This window comes from Hanstruepera ponticola (genome assembly GCF_012931685.1).
Taxonomy (GTDB): Bacteria; Bacteroidota; Bacteroidia; order Flavobacteriales; family Flavobacteriaceae; genus Hanstruepera; species Hanstruepera ponticola.
The window spans coordinates 82,874-109,338 of sequence record NZ_JABANC010000001.1 but is presented as its reverse complement, the minus strand read 5'-3'; the positions used below and the strand labels follow the sequence as shown (position 1 = coordinate 109,338).

The following is a 26,465-nucleotide window of genomic DNA, read 5'->3' as shown; positions in this document are numbered from 1 at the left end:
TTTTGAGGTTAATTAAGTCTATCTCGTAAATGTAATAAAATTAATGTTTAAAATGACGCGTTCCAGTAAATACCATAGCAATATTATTATCATTACAATAATCAATACTTAACTGGTCTTTTATTGAACCACCTGGCTGAATAACAGCCTTAATTCCTGCATTATCTGCAATTTCTACACAATCTGGAAATGGGAAAAAAGCATCACTAGCCATAACGGCTCCATTCAAATCAAAATTAAAGGATTTTGCTTTATGAATTGCTTGGTTTAAGGCATCAACACGACTGGTTTGACCTGTTCCGCTAGCGCATAGTTGTTTGTTTTTTGCCAATACGATGGTGTTAGATTTGGTGTGTTTGCAAATTTTGGATGCAAAAATTAAATCTTCTAACTCGCTTTCTGACGGTTTATTGTTTGTGGCGTAAGATAAATTTTCGATGCTATCCGTTTTATTATCTCTGTCTTGAACTAAAACACCATTTAAACAGGTTCTTACAGTTGTTTGAGGTAATTCGACATCATTTAGAATCAATAAAATACGATTCTTTTTTCCTTTTAAGATTTCTAGAGCCTCATTGGAAAAAGAAGGAGCAATAACCACTTCACAGAATAGGGAATGAATTTCGTTGGCAGTTGTTTTATCAATTTCAGTATTAGCAATTAAAATACCACCAAATGCTGAAACTGGATCACCAGCTAAAGCATCAACGTATGCCTGATGAACAGTTTCGCGTTGTGCAAAACCACAAGCGTTATTGTGTTTTAAAATAGCAAAAGCAGGCGCTTCACCTTTAAATTCGTTCATCAAATTTACAGCAGCATCGACGTCTAATAGGTTGTTGTAGCTTAATTCTTTACCATGAAGTTTGGTAAACATATCATCAAAATTTCCAAAGAAAAAACCACGTTGGTGAGGGTTTTCGCCATAGCGTAATACCTTGCCATTTGTTTCACTTATTTTTAAAGTAGCTATTTCGTGATTGCTATTAAAATAATTGAAAATCGCTGAATCATAATGTGATGAAACATTAAATGCTTTAGCTGCAAATTGTTTACGGTCATCTTCCGATGTTTCACCATTTTTGGTTTGCAATAATTCTAAAAATGCTGAATAATCATCAACTGATGAAACACAAACAACATCAGCATAATTTTTTGCAGCTGCTCTAATTAAAGAAATACCACCAATATCTATTTTTTCAATAATATCCTGATTACTCGCGCCAGATGCTACGGTTTTTTCAAAAGGGTAGAGGTCAACAATTACCAAATCGATTTGTGGAATATCAAAATCAACCAATTCAGCTACATCGCTATCATTGTTTTGCCTATTTAAAATACCGCCAAACACTTTTGGATGTAGTGTTTTTACACGACCGCCAAGAATGGATGGGTAGGAGGTTACGTCTTCAACAGGTACGACATTAATTCCTAAATCTTTGATAAATTTTTCAGTACCACCAGTTGAGTAAATAGTAACATTTTGCTTGTTTAATTCACGAACGATAGGCTCTAATCCATCTTTACTAAAAACAGATATTAATGCCGATTTAATGGTTTTGTTGTTGCTCATTTTAGATGTGTTGTTTAATGATTGCAAAAGTAGTTAATTCAATCAAAAAATAGTGTCTAAAAAGGCTGCGAAAATGGTTGTTTTTTCAACTTAAAACGGAAGTTGTTAACAACTACAAAATTGTTGCTACTTTTTTGCAGACAAATTCTAAAAAACGTTCATCGGCTTCGGTAAAAGGATCGGCAGTATTAGAGTCAATATCTATCTGACCAATATTTTGGCTATTTACAAAAATTGGAACTACAATTTCTGCCTTAACCGTTATACTGCAAGCAATGTAGTTGTCTTGAGCTGAAACATCAGGTACTACAAAATTTTTATTACTTATGGCAACTTGCCCACAAATACCTTTTCCAAATGGGATGATGGTATGGTCTGTAGGTTCACCAACATATGGGCCTAATTTCAATTCGTTTTTATCACCATTTTTAAAATAAAAACCAACCCAATTGTAATAAGAGATTTCTTTTTCAAGAAGTTGGCAAATAAGAAATAACTTATCATCAACTGATGTGTCTTTTTTTGAAACTATTTTAGTTATTTCTGGTTTTAACCCTTGGAGCGTCATTGTTTAAAAGTTTTGGTAAAAGTATTTAAAATGCGGTTATATTAGTATGTCATTTTGTATAAATTTAACATCAGATATTTTATAGACAAAATGAAGAAATTATTCATAAAATATAAATCAGTTATTAAATTCATTCTAACTTTTTTGTTAGTATATTTTGTGCTTTCTATATCATATAAATTTTACTTGCAATGGTCAACAGGCGAAAAATATTACCCTGATTATCTGACACATGCAGTAGCAAATCAAACTGCATATTTGCTACATGATTTAGACTATAGAGTGCAAGTAATTCCGCATCCTGATGAGGCTTCTATGAAATTAATAATTAATGAGAAATATGTGGCACGTATTATTGAAGGTTGTAATTCGGTAAGTGTCATCATTCTATTTGTCTCGTTTATTATTGCGTTTTCAGGAAAATTTAAAACGACTTTTTTTTACATATTGGCTGGAAGTGTTTTGATTTATGTGATTAATTTGGTTCGTGTAGTGATATTGTCTGTTGGGCTATATCACTACCCATGGAGAAAAGATATTTTACACACAGTTATTTTTCCTGGTATAATTTATGGAATGGTCTGCTTGCTATGGGTGTTTTGGGTCAATAGGTTTTCTAATGTAAAACAGATACGATGAAAAAAAGGATAAAGATATTATTGCTTTTTTTCTTGTTTGGCCTGTTGATTTTAATACGCATTTTTGAAAACAGTTTGTTCTACGATCCTTTTTTGATGTTTTTTAAAAACGATTATCTGTACATTGATTCGCCTAGGCGTGAAGTTTTTAAATTAACCGCTTTTACCAGCTTACGTTTTGTGCTCAATACTCTAATTTCGTTAGGTATTTTGTATGTTTTGTTTAAAGATAAAAGTATCGTCAAGTTTTCAGCTATTATTTATGGGATTTCATTTTTAATATTAATTGTCCTCTTTTTATACTTTGTTGTTAATCCCAGACAAGAAGACTATTATTTGTTTTTTAATATTCGTCGTTTTTTAATTCAACCTTTGTTGCTGCTTTTGTTGATTCCAGCTTTTTATTACTATAAGCAGCATCAATAAATGTTAATCCTTTTTTAAAACAAACCTTATTAATTCCCTTTTTTGTAAATTTGTATCGTGGTAAAGAAAGTTTTACATAGTATGTTTTCAGTTCTAATGGCTTTTTTAGTGCTGTTTTCTACGGTTTCATTCACTATTGAAAAACATTTTTGTGGTGATGTATTGGTAGATGTGTCTTTGTTTGCTGAAGCTGAAAAATGTGCTTCAGAAGCTGAAGAAATTATTGCCAAAATGGACTGCTGCAAAGATACCATTGATGTTGTTCAAGGACAGGACGAGCTCACAGTGAAAGCCTTTGATGACCTTGATTTTGAGCAACAAGTATTTGTTACCACATTTGCATATTCTTATCTAACGTTATTTGAGGATTTATCGCAACAAGTAATTCCTCATAAAGATTACTCACCTCCCAACTTGGTTCACGATATACAGATACGTGACCAGGTTTTCTTAATTTGATTTTTTTGGACAACCTCCGTGAAAACGGATAGGTAATTAATTGTTCAATCTATAAATCAAATAAAAAATGACACATACATATACCGTTACGGGAATGACCTGTAACAGTTGTAAGGCAAAAGTTGAAAGTGCTTTACAAAATTTAGACTATGTTGATGACGTTCAGGTAAATTTGGATGCTCAAGAAGCACGAATTACCATGTCACAACACATAGCGACTAAAACGTTGCAAGACGCATTACCAGAAAAATATCAGATTTCACAAAAAAAAGAGCAAAACGTCTTTGCTTCAACTTCAAAACAGGTGGAGGAAAAGTCAGACTTAAAGCAATTATTTCCTTTGTTTTTAATCTTTGGCTATATAATTACAACGGCTTTTTTACTAAATAACAGCCCAATGGATTGGAGCAGTTTTATGCTTGATTTTATGGGCTTATTCTATATTGTTTTTAGCTTTTTTAAATTATTGGATTTAAAAGGTTTTCCGGAATCATTTAAAATGTACGATCCATTGGCTAAAGTTGTTCCAGCCTATGGTTGGATATACCCATTTATAGAAGTTGTTTTGGGACTCATGTTCCTGATGCGTTTTCAAATTCCTTTAGCTTTAGTAATTACTTTAATTGTTCTTGGTATCACAACAGTTGGAGTCACCAAAACATTATTAGATAAAAAGTCCATTCAATGCGCTTGTTTGGGAACAGCATTAAAACTGCCTATGACCAAAGCGACTTTTATTGAAAATAGTATTATGATAGTTATGGCTATTATCATGCTGATTAAAATTTATAGCTCATGAAAAGGATATTAATCATTATGTTATTGCTTCCTTTTTTGTCTATTTCGCAAACCGAAATCAGTGGAGAGATAGTGGAAGTTAATGCTGAAAACAAAGAAGTACCATTGCCAGGAGCTAATGTTTATTGGCTTAACTCAACGGTTGGTGATGTAACCGATTTTGATGGAAAGTTTACTATTCCGTATCAAAGCGATTACAAAAAACTGGTAATTAGTTATGTTGGCTATAAAACGGATACCTTGACCATAACGGAACCAAAACGAATCCGTCATACTCTACAAAGTACCAGTACCCTTGATGAGGTAACAGTAACCTCAAGAAAACAAGCTACGGCAAAATCATATTTACAAGCTCAAAATATTATGACTGTGAGCAGTGATGAATTGTTGAAAGCTGCTTGCTGTAATTTATCGGAGAGTTTTGAAACCAATCCTTCAATTGATGTTAATTTTGCAGATGCTATTTCAGGAACGCGACAAATAAAAATGCTAGGATTAACGAGTCCTTATATTTTAATTACTACTGAAAATATTCCTTCAATTAGAGGAGCTTCGCAAGCATATGGATTAAGTTTCATTCCAGGGACTTGGGTTGAAAGTATTCAAATAACCAAAGGTGCAGGTAGTGTTGTTAATGGTTTTGAAAGCATTGCAGGGCAAATTAATACAGAACTTGTGAAACCATCAACAGATGATAAATTGTTTGTCAACTTTTATGGAGCCAGTAGCCAGCGTATGGAATTAAACACTCATGTTAATACCAAAGTGAGTGATAAATGGCATACAGGTTTGTACTTACATGGCAATACGCATAACAAAAAGCACGATGTTAATGATGATGGTTTTTTAGATATGCCTTTGTATAATCAAATTAATATTATGAACCGTTGGCAGTATACTAATCCTGAAAAAGGTTTTGTGAGTTTTATCAATTTAAAATACCTAAATGATGGTAAGCAAACGGGTCAGCTAGATTTTAATCCAGATACAGATAAGTTAACCACAAATGCTTGGGGAAGTGAAATAGATACGGAACGCTATGAGATTTCGGCTAAATTAGGTTATGTAAATCCAGAAATTCCATATCAAAGTATTGGTGTTCAAACAGCATTTAGTAGTCATACACAAGACTCCTACTTTGGGTTGAATCAATATGATATTACACACAATAGTCTTTATGCTAATGCCATGTATAACTCTATAATCAGTGATTCTAGGCACAAAATTAAAACGGGTATTAGTTATACCTATGATCATTATGATGAGTTTGTAAATACTACTGATTTTGAACGAACAGAAACATCTATTGGCGCCTTTTTTGAGTATAATTATGATAATCTTGATAAGCTGAATCTAACAGCAGGATTACGTGTTGATAACCACAACTTGTTAGGTTTTTTTGTAACACCAAGGCTACATGCTAGATATACACCATGGGAAAAAGCAGCTTTTAGAGCTTCTATAGGAAGAGGTAAACGCAGTGCTAATATTTTTGCTGAAAACCAAAGTATGTTTGCAACATCTCGTCAAATTAATATTTTAAATTCTGGAGGTGAAATCTACGGTTTGGATCCCGAAATTGCTTGGAATTACGGTTTGTCATATTTACAAGGGTTCAATTTGTTTGGTAGAAAAGCTGATGTGGCTTTTGATTATTACCGAACTGATTTTACGAACCAAATTGTAGTTGACTATGAAAACCCTCAAACAGTTAGCTTTTATAATTTGCAAGGTGATAGTTATGCTAATAGTTTTCAAATGGAATTAAATTACAATGTTTTTGAGCATTTTGATTTGCGTTTGGCATATAAATATTATGATGTAAAAACACAGTATCAATCAGGTAAATTAGAGAAGCCATTAACAGCAAAGCATCGTTTTTTTGCCAATGCTTCTTATGAAACCAAACGAGGTGACAAAGGCAGTCAATGGAAGTTTGATGCAACCTTTAATTGGTTAAGCAAACAGCGTTTTTCGTCAACTGTTACAAATCCAGCGCAATATAGGTTGCCTGAATACTCGCCTACAGTTGGAACAATCAATGCGCAAATAACAAAAGTGTTTTCTTCAAAATTTGAAGTATATTTAGGAGGTGAAAACATAACCAATGTCAGGCAGAACAATCCGATTTTGGCTGCAGACGATCCGTTTGGAGCGAATTTTGATACAACATTTGTGTATGGTCCTGTATTTGGAAGTATGTATTACGCAGGATTGCGATTTAGAATAAATTAAAATTTAAAAATAAAACTTATGAAAAATTTAGTTATTGTATTAATCATGTTATTAGGTTCCGTTATCTATGCACAAGATAAGAATGCTAGAGCCTCACTTGAGGTGGATGGTGTTTGTATGATGTGTAAAGAGCGTATAGAGAAAGCCTGTATTAAAACTAAAGGTGTGAAATCGGCTGTATGGAATGTTGAGACACATGAATTAAAATTAATTTATGACGAACGCAAAACCGATTTAAAAACTATTAATCAAAATATTGCTAATGTTGGTCATGATACCAAAGAAATAAAAGCAACGGAAGAAGCATACAATAGTGTGCATGCATGTTGCCGATATCGCGATGAAGATGTAAAAAAAGATCATGAAGATTAACGAAGCAATCCTATCAAAAAACACCACAACTCGTGGTGTTTTTTTATTCCAATCTTTTAAAAATAATTTTTAGTTGGAAGGCACGGTAATGATTTTAGAAATTAAATCACCATTAACCGACATGCCTTCAATATATAAATTAACATCATCAAACGAGTAATTAGGAATTTTAAACTCAAAATCACCGTTATCATTATTTGTTAGATTCGGAACCCAATTTAATACACCATAGTCAGCGAAAGATTGATGTAGACTTTTGTTATAAAATGGAGACGTATATTTTTGAGGCAAAGAATAACCAAATTCAATAAATTTTGATGAAAAAGAAGATTGTTTTTCTATGTACTTATTTGAAAAAGATTTTTTAGTATAAATATTTATATTACCACCCAATCCACCAGCAACACCAGTTGTGCCAGGTGAGGGTGTTCTAGAAATAAACAGTTCATCAACATCTTTTACCATTAAATTCATTAAAATTATCATTTGAGCTTCATTCATTAGCTGGTTATCAATGTATATATTGGGTGATGCGGCTCTTCCTGTAAAACTATAACCAACCCCTCTTCTAGCAGCAATTTCAATACCTCTTGGGGAATTATAAACGTCAAAGCCATTGGCACTAATAATGTCAGTAATTAATGTGACATCATCATAAACATTCTCCAATTCAATTTTTTTCGTATTGAATCTACCATAAATGATTTTATTTTTTGAATCGCGTTTTTTTGATGTTTGAATTGTTACTGTGTCTAACGTTGTCGTATTTTCAAATATGAGATTTTCGTAAACCTTATCATCATCATAAAAGTATTTTTTAATTTCTAGATTTGATATTGGGATAGTATCTTCTTTATAATTAGGATAGACATTTGTATAAACATGTGCTTTTGATAAATTACCTTTTTTGTCTTTGAGACTAAAATAAACTCGGGTGCTATCAGCTATCAGAATGTTTTCAAAACTAAAATAATCATCAGATGAAATTTTAGATGTTAACATGGTATTACTTTCTTTATGAAAAAAAACAATTTCATCATTTTTTCCTCTGTTAGAGACTTTTCCCTTGATTTGCATACCAGCGTCAAAATGATAAAGTTCCTTTGGAGGTGAATTAAAAATCTTATTCCAAGAATATTTGCTCCATCCTTGAGTTAATAAAAGTAAATCTAAATCATAATTCGCTTGTCTGTCATTTTTTTTAAAATAATGCAAGGTATTTTCTATAGTTCCTTCAATGTAAGGTTTGAGCAAGAATTTTGAAATGATATTTTGACCAAGCGGATAGGCCTTTGTAGAAGCTGGTAAAACGGAAATACTAATGTTATTGACAATACTATCTTTTAGTTTAGTTCGTAATTTAATTTTAGTAGAATCGCCTCCTTTAAAAGTGTTCACCAAATCAATATTTGCAATTGGGCTCTTGGAGCTATTATAAATTATTCTTTCAACTATTGGCTGATTCTTGTCATTAAAAACTGTCAAAATATTAATTCCAGATAATAAATCAGATTTGGGAACTGCAATGATGTAGTCATATTGTCCTTCATTGAAATTTACATCAATTTTTTTAATTAGTCCGTCTCTGTGAATAAACAGGAAGTATGGTTTTGTTAGCAGTTCTGATAATGTGTGCTCATTAGTTTGAATACTAATAAATAAGTTTTTGGGATTCAAATTATTTACGCTAATGACAACTCCTTTTTGATTGGCCTGAGGGAGCTTTTTATTTATAATAGAGCCGTCTTCTAGCTTTACCTCAACTGAATACGTTTCATTTTCATTTAAAAATAAACTGAATTTACCCATGCCAAGACCATTACTTTTAAAGGTTGTAACCACCTGATTCTTACTGTCAAGAACTTTTCCAGATTCAATTACTACACCTTTGCCTTCATAGTTTAGTGTTTTAAAACCAATACTATTTGTCACTTGATTTAAAAGTTGACCACCTTCAGGTAATAATTGAAAATCATATTGTTGATTCGTAGTTTTTGTTTTAGGTTTCGAAGGGTTTTCACCAAGGATTTCAAATGATAGTAAACTTTGGTGACTGTCATTAAAATTTCTCATGTAATTTGTGAATACTTTGAGATAATAAGTGCCAGGAAAATATTCAGACAGATTAAACTCACCTTGTGCCATGCCGTCTATGGCATACAATAACTTTTTGTCAATAAGCACGCCGTCAGAATCATAGGTAGCAGCATAAACATTAGCTGTACTAAGATAAGGTTGTTGTGTTTTAATATCATAAATGTAGGATTTAAACCATAGGGTTTCAGTTGATAAAAATTTTGATTTATTTACATGTGTGTAGATAGTTTCAGGGTTCATTTCAAAAAAATTCACATAACTGTTTTCAGCAGAATTGCTATTTCCATTTTGAGAAAATCCACAATGTAAAACTAAAATTAAGGAGGTTAATAAGGTAATAGATTTCAATATGTAAAAGTTTAGATTTAATAAAGATTAAAAAATAAAGATACTATTTTAGTTCATAAAAAAAACACTCCAAGAAATTTCTTGGAGTGTTTTTTAATTTTGCTATTAATGTTATTTTACATCATGCCTGGCATGCCACCGCCACCCATTGGAGGCATTGCAGGAGCATCTTCTTTAATATCAATTAAAGCACACTCTGTAGTTAGAATCATACCAGCAACTGAAGCAGCATTCTCTAATGCAACACGAGTTACCTTTTTAGGGTCAATAATCCCAGCTTTAAGCATGTCAACATAGGTTTCAGACTTGGCATCAAAACCAAAATCTTTTTTACCTTCCATAACTTTTGAAATCACTACACTACCTTCACCACCAGCATTTTCAACAATGGTACGCAATGGTGCTTCAATAGCTCGAGCAACAATTTGAATACCTGTGACTTCATCTAAATTTTCTGTAGTAATTTTTTCAAGAACTTTTTTAGCTCTTACTAAAGCAACACCACCACCAGCAACAATACCTTCTTCAACGGCTGCTCTTGTAGCGTGTAAAGCATCATCAACACGATCCTTCTTTTCTTTCATTTCTACTTCACTAGCTGCTCCAACATACAAGACAGCAACACCACCAGCTAATTTAGCAAGGCGTTCTTGTAGTTTTTCTTTATCATAGTCTGAAGTTGTTGTCTCTATTTGGGCTTTAATCTGGCTCACTCTAGCTTTTATATCAGAAGCTTTACCTGAACCGTTTACGATAGTAGTATTATCTTTATCAATAGTTACTGTTTCAGCAGTTCCTAACATGCTTAAGTCAGCATTTTCAAGTGTAAAGCCACGTTCTTCTGAAATGACTACTCCACCTGTCAAGATAGCAATATCTTCTAACATTGCTTTACGTCTGTCACCAAATCCGGGTGCTTTTACAGCAGCTATTTTTAAACCACCACGTAGTTTATTCACAACTAAAGTTGCTAAAGCCTGACCTTCAACATCTTCTGCAATAATTAATAAAGGTCTTCCTGATTGCGCAACTGGTTCTAGAATTGGGAGAATTTCCTGAAGGTTAGAAATCTTTTTGTCAAATAACAAAATGTATGGATTTTCTAAATCTGCAATCATTTTATCAGCATCAGTCACGAAATAAGGTGATAAGTAACCTCTATCAAATTGCATACCCTCCACAACATCTACATACGTATCAGTACCTTTGGCTTCTTCAACCGTAATAACACCTTCTTTACCTACTTTTCCAAAAGCTTTGGCAATTAAATCACCAATAGTATCATCGTTATTTGCTGAAATAGAAGCTACTTGTTTAATTTTTTCTGACGAGTTACCAACTTGTTTGGCTTGTTTTTCAAGATCTTTAGTGATAGCCTCAACAGCTTTGTCAATACCACGTTTTAAATCCATTGGATTTGCTCCAGCAGCTACATTGCGTAAACCTTCTTTTACGATAGCTTGTGCCAAAACGGTTGCAGTTGTTGTTCCATCACCAGCTAAATCGTTGGTTTTTGAAGCAACTTCTTTTACCATTTGAGCTCCCATGTTTTCAAGCTCGTCTTCAAGCTCTACTTCTTTGGCAACTGTAACACCATCTTTGGTTACTTGAGGAGCGCCAAAACTTTTGCTAATAATTACGTTTCTACCTTTTGGGCCTAATGTTACTTTTACTGCGTCTGCTAATGCATCTACACCACGTTTTAATCCATCGCGTGCATCAATATCAAATTTTATGTCTTTTGCCATTTTTCTTTAGTTTTTTAAATGATGATTAAACAATTGCAAGAATATCACTCTCTCGCATAATTAAATAGTCTTTACCTTCTAGCTTTAACTCAGTTCCAGCATATTTGCCATAAAGAACTTTGTCACCAACTTTAACAGTCATTGGTTCATCTTTGGTTCCTTTTCCAACTGCCATAACTTTGCCTTGTTGCGGTTTTTCTTTGGCGTTGTCAGGAATGATAATTCCAGAAGCTGTTTTAGTTTCAGCTGCAGCCGGTTCTATTAAAACACGATCTGCTAATGGTTTAATGTTTAATGCCATTTTGTATTATATTTTGATTAATTAAACTTGTTTTTATGCATATATAGTTAGCTAAAAATGTGCCAATGGATTGGGACTGACAAATTTTCACTATAAATTGAGGTACAAAAAAAGCCAACTAATTTAGTTGGCTTTTTTGTGTTTTTCAATCTGTAAATTATTGGGCAGAATCATTTGCTGTCCCAGTGTCATCAGTCTGGGCAGGTGTTGTAGCTGCAGGAACAACAGGTTGTGTTGTATTAACATCATCAATTGCTTTTGACTCTGCATTTCCAGAGCCTCTGTTGATAGCAACATTTGAAAGTAAAATTAATACCAACATTAGTGTTGCTAAAGTCCAAGTACTTTTATCTAAAAAGTCTGTTGTCTTTTTTACACCACCTAATTGTTGAGTGCCACCACCACCAAATGATGACGATAATCCACCGCCTTTTGGGTTTTGTACCATAATTACTACCACTAATAAAAATGCTACAACAACTATTAAGGCTAAAAATATTGTAAACGTACTCATTATTCTTTATTATTTTGTTCTTGTAATTGTTCTACTGCTTTAATTTGGTCTGCAAAGAAACCACTTTTTTCTGGATATTTCAAACTTAAAATTTTGTAAGATTGAATAGCTTTTTTATAGTTCTTTTGCTCCACGTAAATTCTAGCTAAAGTTTCGGTCATTAAAGCTTCAGGCTGTATCATTTGTTCTTCAGCCAAATTAACGTTTTTAGTTTCCGATTTGGTAGGCTTTAGTTTAGGATTTGTATTTAAGAAACTATCAATAAGCTTAAATTTTTTATCACGTTCATTTGGGTTTTTAGAAGTTGAAGTATGACTTAACTTTTCTTCAGCAATTGAACGATCAATAGGTTTAAAGCGTGTAAGCTTTAACCACTCATTAAAAGAATGTTTTTCATTGATGTCAAATTGTAAAGGCGTTCCAATTTTTAAAATGTCTTCAGGAGATTCTTCTAGATTACCACTAGCTTCAAGTGCATCCTTTATAGGTTCATTTTCATCCAATTGAAAATTAACAATTTTAGATTTTTCAACTTTTGGTTGAAATAAATCTGGGTCTAAAACATCAGCAGTGTCTTTTATTTGTTGTTTTAGGGCGTCATCAATTTCAATACTTTTATCAACCGAAACAGCTTCAGCAGAAACATCCATGTCCTTAACGTGGTCGTTGTGACTCTTAATAAATTGCGATATTTCGTTTTGAATGAAATTTTCAGAAGTGATAAAATCGAATAGAATACTCCTGTCCGTAGTATAAGCTGCTGCCACTTTTAAGGCGGAATTATAATCAGAGCTATCGTTGTTTTTTAAAGCTTTTAAATGGATTGCTCTTGCTGATTGAAAATAAGGGTACTTCTTAATTATAGCTTCTAAATCTTCAGTATGATTAGAGGTAACCTTTTTTGGTTTTTGAATAATATTTGAAAATTCAGCAGTATTCATATTACCATTTTGCTAGTGAGGCATTAAAGATATCTTGTGTAATACGTGTAAAAAGCTCTTCATATGCAGCGTCTTTTGTTGCACCTGTTAATAGGGTACTACCTGTATAATCATAAAAAAAAGAGAAATTCTGCTCAAAATCATCTTCTTCATTTTTTTTATTATAAAAACGAACTCTTACAGACATGGTTAAGCGGTTTTGGGCTGCTGTATTGTTTGCGGTAGCTGTTGTTGGCGATATCCTGTATTCGGTTATCTCGCCTTCGTAAACCAAGTCGCCATTAGATTTCACCAAATCTAAATTAGTTTGATTTAAAAGTAAATCTTGTAGAGCTAATGTGAAATCACGATCTAAACCTGGTTCAACCAATAGAGCATTATTTTGAAAATAATTTACTTGAAACGTTTTGACATCTGATGAAATAGAGGCTCCTGTAAACGAATACGCTCCGCAGCCAATAAATGTTAAAGTGGAAATCAATAATCCAATATATATATAAACTCTTTTTTGAATCATTTTAGAAAAACTAAAAATAAATGAAGTTCAAATTTAATTCTTTAAATGCAAGTAAGTCATAAAGTTTTCAAAAAATATTAATCTGGAATTACATCGCCTTGATAATAATAATTGCCAAAAGCTCTTTCAGGTTGAGGTCCGAGTTCATCAATATACTGTCTAGTTGAAGATTCTGGTAAATTGTTTCCGTTCAAGGTGTAACTAAAGGTAATCATACTTGGATCAGAATAATTGATTAAGGTTAAGTTGTTTTGAGAAAATAAATAAAATATTGGATTGTAATTTCCAATAAAAGGATCAATTAAAGGGAATAAATTAATCAAGTTAGTAGAAGAGTATAGCGGATTAGTAATTGAATTGTGACTAAAAACTACACAATCAGTATCGGAGCAATCACTTCCAACATTACCATTGTAGCCATTCCAAAACATGTCGCCACATGATCCAAATTCTGAAAATTCATCCGTCACTGTATTGTATTCAGAAGTGTAAAAATAGCTACATACACTTAGCATTGGATTAGTACTACTAATAATATACTTTGCAAAATATGCTTCAGTATATTCAATGTCACCATCAGTCCAAACATCTTCTGTATAGTTTGTGGAATCAATGTAATAATCAGGGTCATCATCAAAAAATTCAATCTGACGACTGCCAATACTCATAATCCTATTCTCTGAATTATAAGTAACATTGCTAGACCATAAGGGCACACCATTGACATCATTTTTTGAGTAATTAACAAGTCTTTGTTCTGAATCAAACTCAAAATCATAAATGTAAATATTATGCGGTTGCGTACGAATATCAGTATAGTATATTTTATACAATTGCCCATAATAATCAAAATACATTTTTATATAAGGATTACCATCTGAATTGAGAATATGAAATTGTGAGATTATGGTAGAGTCTGTTGTTGGTTCGGTTAAATTGGTTATTGTGGCATCATCTGTCAGATTCCCGTCCGTGTCAATGCCGTCATCACTAACATCTGTTATAACAATACCATTAGGGGTTTCAGCATCAACCATAATGCTATTGGAAACGCCTCCTGCATCAACATCGGTTTGTGTTATGGTATAATTGGCGGTGTAAATAGCTGTTTCGTTGACTAATAATGATCCGTTGTTACTCCCTGAATCTGTACTTACAAATACAATAGGGTGATTTAGCGATAACGTATTTCCATTATTGTCAGCCAAAGTATAAGACAAGCTGATATTGGTTAAGTCTACCTCACCCGTGTTTTTAACCGAAATGGTGTAGGTTAAAACATCATCAACACCCAAAAAGTTGTTTTCATCAGAAGTTACTTCAACAATATTAGTGACTTCCAGCCCAGCATTTTCATTAGTGTTAGGTGGTGATTGATTATCATCAGAATTGTCACTGCAGGAAAAAAAGAAAAAGATTAGGGAGATTATTGTTAGTAATCGAATCATAATGAATTGAATTATAATTCGTTAAGTTATCAATAAATTATCACAAATCAAATTGCTTAATCTTTCTGTAAAGCGTGCGTTCACTGATGCCTAATTCTTGAGCTGCTAGTTTTCGTTTACCGTTATGGCGCTCAAGTGATTTTTTTATGAGTTCCAACTCCTTGTCGTGTAAAGATAATGTTTCTTCTTCCTCAATTTCTTCGGCAAAGTGATACTTATCATGGATTTCTTCAGATTCAGAGTAATTAGATTCAGATGATTTTTCAGGGATTGATAATACTTCTAAATCTTCAACAGTTGTTTCTTCATCATCTTCACCATATATTTTTTGAATAAGACCTTCATTTTGTTTTTGAACTTCTGAACCGTTGCCACTTTTCATTAGTTCCATGGTGAGTTTCTTTAAATCATTTAAATCACTCTTCATATCAAAAAGAACTTTGTACAATATTTCTCGCTCACTGCTAAAATCGCTTTCTGATTTTGTGGTATTTATTACAGCAGGTAAGTTACTTGATGCGTCAGGTAAGTAATCTTTTAAAGTTGCAGCACTGATTGTGCGATTCTGTTCTAAAACAGAAATTTGTTCGGCAATATTTCGTAACTGACGTATGTTACCGCTCCAGCGATATTTTAATAATAGATTTACAGCGTCATCAGTTAATTTGATAGTTGGCATTTTGTATTTAAGGGCAAAATCACTAGCAAATTTTCTAAAAAGTAAATGAATGTCATCCTTGCGATCACGAAGAGGCGGCAAGTGAATTTCAACAGTACTCAAGCGATAGTAAAGGTCTTCACGAAATTTTTCTTTCTTGATGGCTTCGAACATGTTGACGTTTGTAGCAGCAACAATTCTAACATTTGTTTTTTGAACCTTACTGGAGCCAACTTTTATAAACTCACCATTTTCAAGCACCCGCAGTAAACGTACTTGAGTTGTAAGTGGTAATTCGCCAACTTCGTCTAAAAAAATGGTTCCGCCATCCGCAACTTCAAAATAACCAGAGCGTGTTTGAGTGGCTCCAGTAAAAGCACCTTTTTCATGACCAAACAATTCACTATCAATGGTGCCTTCTGGTATAGCTCCACAGTTTACAGCAATATATTTACCGTGTTTTCTGTGCGATAATTGATGTATTATTTTTGGAATACTCTCTTTACCAACACCAGATTCGCCAGTAACTAAAACGGAGATATCTGTAGGTGCAACCTGTATGGCTTTTTCAATAGCACGATTAAGTGTGGGATCATTGCCAATGATGCCAAATCGTTGTTTTATTGCTTGAATGGATTCCATATTTATTCTTGATTCAAGAGTCAAGTCAAAAGAGTCAAGACTATATTTTTTTTAACAAAATATTTTAGAGTCATTCTTGATTCTTGTCTCTTGGTTCTTTATTTTTTTAATTGTTTTCAGAATATCCAATCGCTTCACCAATAAGCGTAGCTGTGGTGCAATCGATTATTTTTACATTAACAAAATCGCCAACTTTATAGTTTTCTTTAGGGAAAACCACTACGGTGTTTTGTGTGTTTCTTCCTGACCAATGCAAGTCAGATTTTTTTGATTCTTTTTCAATCAATACTTCTTCCACTTTGCCTAAATGCTGCTGTGTTCTATAATGACCATGCGCACGTTGCAAATCAATAATCTCTTGAAGGCGACGTTTTTTAACAGCTTCAGGAACATCATCATCCATCTTTCGTTCTGCTAGTGTTCCTGGGCGTTCCGAATAGGCAAACATAAAACCAAAATCGTATTTTACATACTCCATTAAACTTAAGGTGTCCTGATGATCTGCTTCGGTTTCTGTTGGGAAACCAGCAATCATATCTTGACTTAAGGCTATATCTGGAATAATGTTTCTAATGTCATCAATGAGTTTGAAGTACTCTTCACGCGTATGCTGACGGTTCATTTCTTTCAAAATACGGTTGCTTCCACTTTGAACTGGCAAGTGAATGTAATTACAAATATTACGATGCTTTGCCATAGTTTCTATAACATCTAGCGTCATATCCTGTGGATTGGAAGTTGAAAAGCGAATGCGCATTTTAGGCTGTGCTTGTGCGCACATATCTAATAATTTCGCAAAATTTACAGCAGTAGCTTTTTGAAGGTCGCTGGCTTTGTCAAAATCTTTTTTTAATCCGCCACCATACCAAAGGTAACTGTCCACATTTTGTCCTAAAAGCGTAATTTCTTTAAAACCTTTATTCCATAAATCGTTGACTTCTTCAATAATACTTTGCGGATCTCGACTGCGCTCACGGCCACGGGTAAATGGTACAACACAAAACGTACACATGTTGTCACAGCCTCTGGTAATTGAGACAAATGCAGTTACACCATTACTATTTAAACGAACTGGTGAAATATCACCATATGTTTCTTCTTTTGAAAGTATGACGTTTATAGCATCACGACCGTCTTCAACTTCTGATAATAGGTTGGGTAAATCCTTGTAAGCATCTGGACCAACAACTAAATCAACAATCTTTTCTTCTTCAAGAAATTTACTTTTTAAACGTTCTGCCATACAGCCTAAAACACCAACTTTCATTTTTGGATTAATCTTTTTTACAGCATTGTATTTTTCTAAACGTTTGCGAACAGTTTGTTCGGCCTTATCACGAATAGAGCAGGTGTTTACTAATACCAAATCAGCATCTTCGAGGTTTTGTGTTGTATTAAATCCTTCATTTGAAAGAATTGAAGCCACAATCTCACTATCACTAAAATTCATTTGACAGCCATAGCTTTCAATAAAAAGTTTACGGCTATTATCTTTTTTGGCTTCTAAATTTAGGCTTTCACCTTGTCTATTTTCGTCTATTATCTTTTCCATAAATACCTCTGAAAGTCTTTTCAGTCAATAAGTATGCAAAGTTACGATTATTTTCTAATTAGTGACAAAGTGTCATACAATTAAAATAATTTTGTTATTGACTATTTATATGGTTACTTTGATAAACGAAACTAACCAATCTTACATTATATATGAATACAATAGAACGTATTTTAGAAAAAATTCAAAATGCCAAAGCATTAGATTTTGGTAACATTTTTAATGATTCCATTGAATTATTTAAGAAAACTTGGATGCAAGGATTTTTACTGCAATTATTCTCCATGATAATTATGTTGCCATTAATACTGATAATTTATGTGCCGTTAATTGGTGTCATGATTGCTCAAGCGGAAAGTGGTGACATAAACCCAGATGCCTATGATGCTGTGTTTGCAGGCTTTTCTGTTTTATTTATTATTCTAATAATTGTTGGTGCTTTGGTTTTAAGCACTGTAACGATTGCGCTTCAAGCTGGTTTTTTTAGAATAATGAAGCGTTTGGATCATGATGAAGAAGTGCTAACATCCGATTTCTTTCATTTTATAAAAGGGAAATATTTAGGCAAATTATTTGTTTTAATGTTAGCATCTGTTGTTATTTCATCCATAGCAACCTTATTATGTTTCTTACCATTAATATATGTTATGGTGCCTATGTCATTTTTCACTATGTTTTTTGCCTTCAACCCAGAGCTCTCGGTTAGTGACATTATCAAAGGAAGTTTTGCTTTAGGTAATAAAAAGTGGTTATTGGTTTTTGGCTTATTAATTGTTTCATCATTATTGGCACAAATAATAGGAATGATACTCTGTGGAATTGGCGTACTATTCACGGCAGCCTTTGTTTATCATCCTACCTATTTAGTCTATAAAAATGTAGTAGGCTTTAACTCTGATAGCCCAATTAACCATATTGTAGAATAGTCTAAAAGATTATTTTAAGACGATTAAGCCTGTGTTTTTATACTAAAAAAAGCATGGGTTTTTTCTTTCAATTAGCTTTAATTTTTGGTATTCAAGATTTTAAAATTAGGAACATAAACTTTTTTTCATATACATTTGTAGCCTTAAAAAATGATACATGGCAAAGAATTTAGTAATTGTTGAGTCACCTGCAAAGGCAAAAACAATCGAGAAATTTTTAGGAAAAGATTTTAAAGTAGAATCTAGTTTTGGGCATATCGCTGACTTACCTTCAAAGGAGTTGGGTGTTGATGTTGATGGCGATTTTAAACCAAAATATGAGGTTTCTAAAGATAAAAAATCAGTAGTTAAAAAATTAAAAGATCTAGCCAAGAAAGCTGAAATGGTTTGGCTTGCTAGTGATGAGGATCGAGAAGGAGAAGCTATTGCTTGGCATTTGGCAGAGTCGTTAGAATTAGATAAGGAAAAAACCAAGCGTATCGTTTTTCATGAAATAACAAAATCGGCTATTCAAAAGGCTATTGAAAATCCTAGAGGAATAGATTATGATTTGGTTGACGCGCAGCAAGCACGACGTGTTTTAGATAGAATAGTTGGTTATGAATTGTCTCCTGTACTTTGGAGAAAAGTAAAAGGCGGATTATCAGCTGGACGTGTGCAATCTGTTTCGGTAAGATTAATTGTAGAGCGCGAGCGTGAAATTCAAGACTTTGAACCACAAGGTTCCTACAGAATAGATGCTGAGTTCTCAAATGAGGAAGGCCAAACATTTAGAGCAAAACTACCTAAGAATTTTAATACAAAAAAAGAAGCCGAGGATTTTTTAAAGGCTAATATTTCAGCAGAATTTAAAGTTTCAGAATTAGATAAAAAACCAGCAAAAAAATCACCTGCAGCGCCTTTTACAACATCAACATTGCAGCAGGAAGCTTCTCGTAAATTGTACTTTTCAGTAAGTAAAACCATGACGATGGCGCAACGTCTTTATGAAGCTGGTTTAATTACGTATATGAGAACAGATAGTGTGAATCTGTCTGATGAAGCACGTAAAGGTGCTCAAAAAGAAATAGAATCGTCTTATGGTTCTGAATACAGTAAACCAAGAAATTATAAAGGAAAATCTAAAGGTGCTCAAGAAGCGCATGAGGCCATTAGACCTACTGATTTTACATTACATTCAGTAAATATTGATCGCGATCAGGCGCGTTTATATGATTTGATTTGGAAACGAGCTATTGCCTCACAAATGAGTGATGCTAAACTTGAGAGAACGAATGTGAAAATCTCGGCAAATAAGCATGCTGAATTATTTTCAGCTAATGGAGAGGTTATAACCTTTGATGGATTCCTAAAAGTTTATCTGGAAGGGACTGATGATGAAGATACCGAACAAGATGGTATGTTACCTGCTATGAAAGTTAATGAAACACTTCTTAATAATTACATCACAGCAACCGAACGTTACACGCGTCCACCTGCACGTTACACCGAAGCGTCATTGGTTAAGAAACTAGAAGAGTTAGGCATTGGACGTCCATCTACTTATGCGCCAACTATTTCAACTATCCAGAATAGAAATTATGTAGAAAAGGGAACTGTTGATGGTGTTGAGCGTCAATATTCTCAATTAACTTTAGAAAATGGAGCAGTAAAAGATAAGCAGTTAACCGAAAAAGTAGGTTCAGATAAAGGTAAGTTAGTACCAACAGATATAGGAATGATTGTTACTGATTTTTTGGTCAATCATTTTGAGCAAATATTGGATTATAATTTTACAGCCAAAGTTGAAGAAGATTTTGATGATATTGCTGAAGGTAAAGTAGATTGGTCTAAAATGATGAAAGATTTTTATAAAAACTTTCATCCTGTTGTAGAAGATGTTCAGGAAAATGCTGATAGAGAGTCTGGAGAACGTGTGCTGGGAACAGACCCAAAAACAGGTCGTCAAGTAAGTGTGAGATTAGGGAAGTTTGGGCCAATGGTTCAAATAGGTACAGTAGAGGAAGAGGAGAAGCCATTGTTCGCTAGTTTGTCACCTGACCAACAACTAAACACCATTACTTATGAAGAAGCTATGGATTTGTTTAAACTGCCTAAAGATTTAGGAACTTATGAAGGTGAAGAAGTGCAAGTTAATAATGGTCGCTATGGTCCATACGTAAAGTTTGGAAAGCAATTTGTGTCATTGCCAGCTGGTATGGATGCTTTGAGCGTAGAATTGGATGATGCTATTGAATTGATAAAAGAAAAGAAAAAAGCGGATGCACCTATATATATGTATCAAGATTTGCCAGTGCAAAAAGGTAAAGGTCGTTTTGGTCCATTTATAAAGTGGAACAATATGTTTATTAACGTCAACAAAAAGTATGATTGGGATAATTTAAGTGATAATGATATCATAACATTGATTGAGGATAAAATTCAAAAAGAAAAAGATAAATTAATTCACAATTGGGAAGATGCTGGAATTCGTGTTGAAAAAGCACGTTGGGGGAGACACAATGTTATAAAAGGAAAAACCAAAGTTGAATTACCAAAAACAGTAGACGTCTCTGACATGTCATTGGAAGAAGCTCAAGATATTTTGGATAAGAATGCACCAAAAAAGAAAAAAACTACAAAAAAGAAAAGTACTTCTAAAAAGAAATAGCAGATTATGAATTTTAATTTTTTATCACCTGTTGCAGATTCTGTTGTCGCGCATAATGAGTTATTATCACAGCAATCACTTGGTAAAAAAATGACAATTCATTCTAAACAATTAGGAATCCCTGATTTAGATGATGTTCAGCTAGCAATTATTGGTGTTCTTGAAAATAGAAACGATGTTGATTTTTTGGGTGAAGAGTTTAATATAAATGAAATAAGAAAAGCGCTTTACGCACTTTTTCCAGGTAATTGGCATACACAGATAGCTGATTTAGGTGATATTCAAAAAGGGGAAACAGTTGAAGATACATATTTTGCACTAAAGACTGCTGTTTCATTATTGATTCAAAAAAATATTATTCCAATTATAATTGGTGGGAGTCAAGACTTAACGTATCCCATGTATCGAGCCTATGACTCTTTAATGCCAATGGTTAATATTGTAAATGTAGATTCCAAATTTGATTTGGGTGATTCTAATAAACCCATTAAGAATAACAGCTTTGTAGGGAAAGTTATACTTGACCAACCTTATAATTTATTCAATTACGCATCAATTGGTTATCAAACATACTATAATTCTCAAGAAGAAATTGACTTAATGGACAAGCTGTACTTTGAATCGTATCGTTTGGGTCAAGTTTCTAATAACGTTACTATGGTTGAGCCTGTTTTGAGAGATGCCAACATAGTAAGTATTGATTTAAATGTTGTTAAAGCTTCAGAAGTTAGTTCAAAACAAAAGTCTTCACCAAATGGATTAGATGGTAAAGAGATTTGTACTATATCCAGATATGCAGGAATAAGTAATAAAGTATCCTCATTTGGTATTTTTGAATATAAACCCAGTCAAGATGATGAAATTACAGCTAGTTTAATTTCCCAAATGCTATGGTACTTTATTGAAGGTGTGAATTTTAGGGTGAAAGATGATGATTTTTTAAATGATGATAACTATCAAAAATTCACTACCTTAGTGGACTTACAAGAGTTGGTATTCTATAAAAGTATGAAAACGCAACGTTGGTGGATTGAAATACCATTTTTGGAAGAAGTGAATAATAAATTAAAAAGACATACGTTATTACCTTGCATGCACCAAGATTATCTAGATGCTTGTAATAATGTAGTACCAGAGCGCTGGTATAAAGCGTTTCAAAAGAATTGTGTGTAAATGAGTTACCGTTCGTCGATGTTTTTATCGGTAAAATGCACTTTTTTCACGATGAAACGTAAATTTTTTTGATAAAAAGTTGTTTTTTACAAAATATATAAATATGTTTACGCTCTTAAATTTTTTAAGACAATAATTAACCTCGAGTTTTCTATGGATATGAAGAAATTATTTTTATTAACCGCAGTTTTAGCTATACTGACAAGTTGTGGCTCTGGTGACAGGGGGCAGTTAGTAGGAGTTAAAGGAAAAAAATGGCATCCCGAGAAGCCATATGGTATGGAATTAGTACCTGGTGGAGCATTTATTATGGGTAAGGCAGATGATGATCTTGCCGGTATTCACGATGCGCCAGCGAAGACAGTTACAGTTCGTTCTTTTTATATGGACGCTACTGAAATTACTAATAGCGAGTACAAACAATTTGTTGAGTGGGTTCGTGATTCAACAATCAGAACACGCTTGGCTATTCTAGCTGATGAGGTTGGAATGACACAAGCCGATGCTGGAACTATTGGTGATTATGCTTTTGTTGATCAAAATCCAGATGATATGTCTGTATACGAAAAGTATATGTATGACAATTATGCTGGTTTAGGACCTACAGGATACGAAGGCAGAAAACTTAATAAAGATATTGATATTGAGTTTGATACAGCTAATTATATCGATGAGTATTATGCTGAAGTTATGGACACCATGTACCTACCAATGGAAGAGTCTTATAACGGGCAACGTACTTGGGATGTAACTAAATTCAAATTCCAGTATAAATATATGGATATTGAAAAGGCTGCGAAAGCAAAGAATAAAGGTAAAAAACGTTCTGAATTCATCATCACTGAAGAAGTTGAGGTGTATCCAGATACTACAGCTTGGATTCGTGATTTTGCGTATTCATATAATGAGCCTATGCACAATGATTATTTTTGGCATGCTGCTTATGATGAATATCCAGTTGTTGGTGTGTCTTGGAAACAAGCCAAAGCATTTTGCGAATGGCGTACGCTATACCATAATGCTTACAGAAAAGAGAAAAAACAACATTTTGTAAACGAATATCGCTTACCATCAGAAGCTGAATGGGAATATGCAGCAAGAGGTGGTCTTCAAGCCGCTACATATCCATGGGGTGGTCCTTACACTAAAAATGATAGAGGATGCTTTATGGCTAACTTTAAACCATTGCGTGGTGATTATGCGGCCGACCAAGCCTTATATACTGTAGAAGCAAAATCCTACGAGCCAAATGATTATAATCTATATAACATGGCTGGTAACGTATCAGAATGGGTGCATGCATCATATGATCCGTCATCTTATGAGTTTGTATCTTCTGTAAATCCAAGTGTCAATGACGTTAACAACCAACGAAAAGTTGTTCGTGGTGGTTCATGGAAAGATGTAGCCTATTATATGCAGGTTAGTTCAAGAGATTACGAATATGCAGATTCTGCAAGAAGTTACATTGGCTTTAGAACTGTTCAGGATTATATGGGAACAGACGTAACATTAAACGCAAAAAATTAATTAAACTATAACTAAATATTAAACTACCTAAGTATTATACTTAACTAAAAAACCAGAAATTATGGCAGGACAATCAAGAGCATTTAAGAAATTCATGGCAATGGCTTATGGGTTAGGAGCATCAATTGTAATCGTTGGAGCACTATTTAAAATTATTCACTTTGAAATAGGACCACTTACAGGTAACGTAATGTTAACTATTGGTCTGGTAACTGAAGCAATTATCTTTGCACTTTCAGCTTTTGAACCTGTTGATGATGATTTAGATTGGTCATTGGTTTACCCAGAGTTAGCTGGAGGTATGGGAGCTAATAAGAAGAAAGAGCAACCAAAAGATGCTGAAGGACTGTTATCTAAAAAATTAGATAACTTATTAAAAGAAGCTAAAATTGATGCTGAATTAATGTCAAGTTTAGGAGAAAGTATTAAGAATTTTGAAGGTGCTGCAAAAGGTATTAGCCCAACAGTTGATTCAATCGCTGCAACTAAAAAGTACGGTGAGGAAATGTCATTGGCTGCTGCTCAAATGGAGTCTTTAAATAGTCTTTACAAAGTTCAAATGGATGCTGCAAATAGACAAGCAGCAATCAATGAAGAAGCTGTTGAAAACGCTACTAAATTAAAAGAACAAATGCAATCATTAGCATCTAACTTATCGTCATTAAATGGTGTTTATGGTGGTATGCTATCTGCAATGAATAAAAGCTAATTAGTTTTTACAAACAAAATGTATTTAACAATAACTAAAAAAACTAATTAGAAATGGCAGGAGGAAAATTATCTGCAAGGCAGAAAATGATTAACTTGATGTATTTAGTATTCATTGCGATGCTAGCATTAAATATGTCAAAAGAGGTGCTATCTGCATTCGGACTAATGAACGAAAAATTAGTCGAATCTAATGAAGCAGCTACTGAAAGAAATGAGGCTTTCATGCAGGGTTTAGCTGAAAAAGTTGAAGAACAACCAGCTAAATATCAACCATTAAAAAGAGATGCTGATCAAATCAGCGAGTTGGCAAATGACTTTAATTCATACATTGTTGATTTAAAGGGGAAAATGACAGCTACGGTTGAAGACCCTAAGGATTATGAAATAATGGACAAAGGAGATTTCCTTGACAATTATTTTTTCATAGGAGAAAAGCTTAAGCCAGAAGGACAAAAGTTTTTAGATGAAATAGCTAAATTTAGAAATGGTGTTTCAGCTATCCTAGAAACAAATCCTGATATGCAAAGCATAGCTCAAGATGTTAAGAAAAAGTTTGCTACAGATCCTGTAACAAACAGAGATGGAAATGAAATAGATTGGTTAGATTATCACTATAAAGGTTTTCCATTAGTGGCATCTTTAACTAAAATGACACAATTACAAGCCGATGTTAAGACTACAGAATCTGAAGTATTATCATCAATGTTAGCTGGTAAACTGAAAGTTGAGGCATCATTAACAAATTTTGATGCGATTGTTGTTCCAGACAAAACAGCATTCTTTTCAGGAGAAAATTTTACTGGACGTATTATTTTAGGTAAAAATGATAAAACGTTACGTGCTGATAAAGTAATTATAAACGGTGAAACATTAGCTGATACAGCTATGCAAGCTGGTCAAACATTACTTAAGTTCCCTGCGGGAGCTGTTGGTGAACGTGAAATAGAAGGAGAATTCCAATTTAAAGAAGGAGATTCTATTATTTCTATTCCTGTGAAGTCAACGTATGCAGTTGTACCTAAACCAAATTCAGCTACTATTTCAGCTGACAAGATGAATGTTGTTTATCGTGGTGTTTCTAACCCAATGACTATTTCTTTTGCTGGAGTTTCTGATAACAATGTAACTGCAAGTGCTCCTGGTTTAAGTAAGGGATCTGGAGTTGGTAAATATGTTATGAATCCAGGTTCAGGTAGAGAGGTGGCTATTAATGTTAATGGTACTTTGCCTGATGGAACTAAAGTAAGTGATCGTGCTGTCTTTAGAATTAAGGATATTCCTAAACCTACAGGAACTGTAAGTGGACAAGATGGTATTGTTAAATTACCTCGTAATAGTGTTGAGATTTCAACTATAGGTGCGAAATTGGACGATTTTGATTTTGAATTACCAATTCAGGTAACATCATTTAAAATAAAAGTACCAGGACAACCTTCTGTTTCAGTTAACGGAACCAAGTTGAACAGCCAAGCAAAAAATGCATTACGTAAAGCTAGACGTGGTGATCAAGTTTCAATATTTGATATCAAAGCTCAAATTAGAGGGAATTCATCTTATAAATTAAAAGGTGTATCTCCTGTAGTTGTTGAGATTACAAATTAATAGAAGGTTTAAGCATCTGATGATAAGCCCTAATAACT

At 33.4% G+C, this 26,465-nt stretch carries 23 protein-coding genes; 12 read left to right on the top strand and 11 right to left on the bottom strand.

Annotation, left to right across the window (positions count from 1 at the left end; all coding sequences use genetic code 11):
- Positions 1–40 precede the first annotated feature (40 nt).
- Complete coding sequence (gene purH / locus HGK31_RS00510) at positions 41–1,573, bottom strand: bifunctional phosphoribosylaminoimidazolecarboxamide formyltransferase/IMP cyclohydrolase (RefSeq protein ID WP_191858050.1); 1,533 nt, start codon at positions 1,571–1,573, stop codon at positions 41–43.
- A 112-nt stretch (positions 1,574–1,685) separates the two neighbouring features.
- A complete protein-coding gene (locus HGK31_RS00505; RefSeq protein WP_104734649.1) occupies positions 1,686–2,141 on the bottom strand; it encodes a GAF domain-containing protein in 456 nt (151 codons plus the stop codon).
- A gap of 90 nt (positions 2,142–2,231) precedes the next feature.
- On the opposite strand from HGK31_RS00505, the gene xrtF reads away from it, so the two are divergent.
- From xrtF to HGK31_RS00475, 6 genes are all read left to right on the top strand, one after another.
- Entirely contained in the window at positions 2,232–2,780 is a 549-nt protein-coding gene (gene xrtF / locus HGK31_RS00500) for an exosortase family protein XrtF (RefSeq protein ID WP_191858049.1), read from the top strand.
- Complete coding sequence (locus tag HGK31_RS00495; protein ID WP_104734647.1) at positions 2,777–3,205, top strand: exosortase F system-associated membrane protein; 429 nt, start codon at positions 2,777–2,779, stop codon at positions 3,203–3,205. The genes xrtF and HGK31_RS00495 overlap by 4 nt, the downstream gene beginning before the upstream one ends.
- Positions 3,206–3,286: 81 nt before the next feature.
- A complete protein-coding gene (locus HGK31_RS00490; RefSeq protein ID WP_230401583.1) occupies positions 3,287–3,664 on the top strand; it encodes an HYC_CC_PP family protein in 378 nt (125 codons plus the stop codon).
- 67 nt (positions 3,665–3,731) lie between these two features.
- A complete protein-coding gene (locus HGK31_RS00485; protein ID WP_191858048.1) occupies positions 3,732–4,463 on the top strand; it encodes a heavy-metal-associated domain-containing protein in 732 nt (243 codons plus the stop codon).
- A complete protein-coding gene (locus tag HGK31_RS00480; RefSeq protein WP_191858047.1) occupies positions 4,460–6,697 on the top strand; it encodes a TonB-dependent receptor in 2,238 nt (745 codons plus the stop codon). The genes HGK31_RS00485 and HGK31_RS00480 overlap by 4 nt, the downstream gene beginning before the upstream one ends.
- A gap of 18 nt (positions 6,698–6,715) precedes the next feature.
- A complete protein-coding gene (locus HGK31_RS00475) occupies positions 6,716–7,069 on the top strand; it encodes a heavy-metal-associated domain-containing protein (protein WP_191858046.1) in 354 nt (117 codons plus the stop codon).
- A gap of 69 nt (positions 7,070–7,138) precedes the next feature.
- On the opposite strand, the gene HGK31_RS00470 is transcribed toward HGK31_RS00475, so the two are convergent.
- From HGK31_RS00470 to miaB, 9 genes are all read right to left on the bottom strand, one after another.
- A complete protein-coding gene (locus HGK31_RS00470) occupies positions 7,139–9,514 on the bottom strand; it encodes a hypothetical protein (protein ID WP_191858045.1) in 2,376 nt (791 codons plus the stop codon).
- 116 nt (positions 9,515–9,630) lie between these two features.
- Positions 9,631–11,262, bottom strand: coding sequence for a chaperonin GroEL (groL, locus tag HGK31_RS00465; protein ID WP_104734642.1), 1,632 nt, complete (start codon positions 11,260–11,262; stop codon positions 9,631–9,633).
- A gap of 25 nt (positions 11,263–11,287) precedes the next feature.
- Positions 11,288–11,563: a co-chaperone GroES gene (locus tag HGK31_RS00460; RefSeq protein WP_191858044.1), complete on the bottom strand. Its 276-nt coding sequence runs from the start codon at positions 11,561–11,563 to the stop codon at positions 11,288–11,290.
- 157 nt (positions 11,564–11,720) lie between these two features.
- A complete protein-coding gene (gene secG / locus HGK31_RS00455) occupies positions 11,721–12,077 on the bottom strand; it encodes a preprotein translocase subunit SecG (RefSeq protein ID WP_191858043.1) in 357 nt (118 codons plus the stop codon).
- Positions 12,077–13,018: a hypothetical protein gene (locus tag HGK31_RS00450; RefSeq protein WP_191858042.1), complete on the bottom strand. Its 942-nt coding sequence runs from the start codon at positions 13,016–13,018 to the stop codon at positions 12,077–12,079. Before HGK31_RS00450 ends, secG begins: the two co-directional genes overlap by 1 nt.
- Before the next feature lies 1 nt (position 13,019).
- The gene (locus HGK31_RS00445; protein ID WP_104734638.1) at positions 13,020–13,535 is read right to left on the bottom strand and encodes an LptE family protein; all 516 of its coding nucleotides are present in this window, start codon (positions 13,533–13,535) and stop codon (positions 13,020–13,022) included.
- 77 nt (positions 13,536–13,612) lie between these two features.
- Positions 13,613–14,983, bottom strand: a complete 1,371-nt coding sequence (locus tag HGK31_RS00440) for a DUF7507 domain-containing protein (protein WP_191858041.1) — start codon at positions 14,981–14,983, stop codon at positions 13,613–13,615.
- A 40-nt stretch (positions 14,984–15,023) separates the two neighbouring features.
- Complete coding sequence (locus HGK31_RS00435; RefSeq protein WP_104734636.1) at positions 15,024–16,283, bottom strand: sigma-54 interaction domain-containing protein; 1,260 nt, start codon at positions 16,281–16,283, stop codon at positions 15,024–15,026.
- A 106-nt stretch (positions 16,284–16,389) separates the two neighbouring features.
- Entirely contained in the window at positions 16,390–17,835 is a 1,446-nt protein-coding gene (gene miaB, locus HGK31_RS00430) for a tRNA (N6-isopentenyl adenosine(37)-C2)-methylthiotransferase MiaB (protein ID WP_191858040.1), read from the bottom strand.
- 152 nt (positions 17,836–17,987) lie between these two features.
- Here miaB and HGK31_RS00425 point away from each other — a divergent pair, with 152 nt between their 5' ends.
- The 6 genes from HGK31_RS00425 to porM all read left to right on the top strand — a co-directional run bounded on the left by HGK31_RS00425 (position 17,988) and on the right by porM (position 26,427).
- Entirely contained in the window at positions 17,988–18,761 is a 774-nt protein-coding gene (locus tag HGK31_RS00425) for a hypothetical protein (protein ID WP_104734634.1), read from the top strand.
- A gap of 157 nt (positions 18,762–18,918) precedes the next feature.
- Positions 18,919–21,411 (top strand): type I DNA topoisomerase, encoded by a 2,493-nt coding sequence (gene topA / locus HGK31_RS00420; RefSeq protein ID WP_191858039.1) that lies wholly within the window; start codon positions 18,919–18,921, stop codon positions 21,409–21,411.
- 6 nt (positions 21,412–21,417) lie between these two features.
- Positions 21,418–22,584: a formimidoylglutamase gene (locus HGK31_RS00415; RefSeq protein WP_191858038.1), complete on the top strand. Its 1,167-nt coding sequence runs from the start codon at positions 21,418–21,420 to the stop codon at positions 22,582–22,584.
- 159 nt (positions 22,585–22,743) lie between these two features.
- Positions 22,744–24,114, top strand: coding sequence for a T9SS ring complex lipoprotein PorK/GldK (porK, locus tag HGK31_RS00410; RefSeq protein WP_449404774.1), 1,371 nt, complete (start codon positions 22,744–22,746; stop codon positions 24,112–24,114).
- A 61-nt stretch (positions 24,115–24,175) separates the two neighbouring features.
- Positions 24,176–24,823, top strand: a complete 648-nt coding sequence (porL, locus tag HGK31_RS00405; RefSeq protein WP_230401582.1) for a type IX secretion system motor protein PorL/GldL — start codon at positions 24,176–24,178, stop codon at positions 24,821–24,823.
- A 53-nt stretch (positions 24,824–24,876) separates the two neighbouring features.
- Positions 24,877–26,427 carry a type IX secretion system motor protein PorM/GldM gene (gene porM / locus HGK31_RS00400; RefSeq protein ID WP_104734630.1) on the top strand — a complete coding sequence of 517 codons (1,551 nt, stop codon included), beginning with the start codon at positions 24,877–24,879 and terminating at the stop codon, positions 26,425–26,427.
- Positions 26,428–26,465 lie beyond the last annotated feature (38 nt).

What these genes read in the sequence shown, in the direction of transcription:
- purH (WP_191858050.1), bottom strand. Translation starts at nt 1,573, where the DNA reads ATGAGCAACAACAAAACCATTAAATCGGCATTAATATCTGTTTTTAGT.
- HGK31_RS00505 (WP_104734649.1), bottom strand. Translation starts at nt 2,141, where the DNA reads ATGACGCTCCAAGGGTTAAAACCAGAAATAACTAAAATAGTTTCAAAA.
- xrtF (WP_191858049.1), top strand. Translation starts at nt 2,232, where the DNA reads ATGAAGAAATTATTCATAAAATATAAATCAGTTATTAAATTCATTCTA.
- HGK31_RS00495 (WP_104734647.1), top strand. Translation starts at nt 2,777, where the DNA reads ATGAAAAAAAGGATAAAGATATTATTGCTTTTTTTCTTGTTTGGCCTG.
- HGK31_RS00490 (WP_230401583.1), top strand. Translation starts at nt 3,287, where the DNA reads ATGTTTTCAGTTCTAATGGCTTTTTTAGTGCTGTTTTCTACGGTTTCA.
- HGK31_RS00485 (WP_191858048.1), top strand. Translation starts at nt 3,732, where the DNA reads ATGACACATACATATACCGTTACGGGAATGACCTGTAACAGTTGTAAG.
- HGK31_RS00480 (WP_191858047.1), top strand. Translation starts at nt 4,460, where the DNA reads ATGAAAAGGATATTAATCATTATGTTATTGCTTCCTTTTTTGTCTATT.
- HGK31_RS00475 (WP_191858046.1), top strand. Translation starts at nt 6,716, where the DNA reads ATGAAAAATTTAGTTATTGTATTAATCATGTTATTAGGTTCCGTTATC.
- groL (WP_104734642.1), bottom strand. Translation starts at nt 11,262, where the DNA reads ATGGCAAAAGACATAAAATTTGATATTGATGCACGCGATGGATTAAAA.
- HGK31_RS00460 (WP_191858044.1), bottom strand. Translation starts at nt 11,563, where the DNA reads ATGGCATTAAACATTAAACCATTAGCAGATCGTGTTTTAATAGAACCG.
- secG (WP_191858043.1), bottom strand. Translation starts at nt 12,077, where the DNA reads ATGAGTACGTTTACAATATTTTTAGCCTTAATAGTTGTTGTAGCATTT.
- HGK31_RS00450 (WP_191858042.1), bottom strand. Translation starts at nt 13,018, where the DNA reads ATGAATACTGCTGAATTTTCAAATATTATTCAAAAACCAAAAAAGGTT.
- HGK31_RS00445 (WP_104734638.1), bottom strand. Translation starts at nt 13,535, where the DNA reads ATGATTCAAAAAAGAGTTTATATATATATTGGATTATTGATTTCCACT.
- HGK31_RS00440 (WP_191858041.1), bottom strand. Translation starts at nt 14,983, where the DNA reads ATGATTCGATTACTAACAATAATCTCCCTAATCTTTTTCTTTTTTTCC.
- HGK31_RS00435 (WP_104734636.1), bottom strand. Translation starts at nt 16,283, where the DNA reads ATGGAATCCATTCAAGCAATAAAACAACGATTTGGCATCATTGGCAAT.
- miaB (WP_191858040.1), bottom strand. Translation starts at nt 17,835, where the DNA reads ATGGAAAAGATAATAGACGAAAATAGACAAGGTGAAAGCCTAAATTTA.
- HGK31_RS00425 (WP_104734634.1), top strand. Translation starts at nt 17,988, where the DNA reads ATGAATACAATAGAACGTATTTTAGAAAAAATTCAAAATGCCAAAGCA.
- topA (WP_191858039.1), top strand. Translation starts at nt 18,919, where the DNA reads ATGGCAAAGAATTTAGTAATTGTTGAGTCACCTGCAAAGGCAAAAACA.
- HGK31_RS00415 (WP_191858038.1), top strand. Translation starts at nt 21,418, where the DNA reads ATGAATTTTAATTTTTTATCACCTGTTGCAGATTCTGTTGTCGCGCAT.
- porK (WP_449404774.1), top strand. Translation starts at nt 22,744, where the DNA reads ATGAAGAAATTATTTTTATTAACCGCAGTTTTAGCTATACTGACAAGT.
- porL (WP_230401582.1), top strand. Translation starts at nt 24,176, where the DNA reads ATGGCAGGACAATCAAGAGCATTTAAGAAATTCATGGCAATGGCTTAT.
- porM (WP_104734630.1), top strand. Translation starts at nt 24,877, where the DNA reads ATGGCAGGAGGAAAATTATCTGCAAGGCAGAAAATGATTAACTTGATG.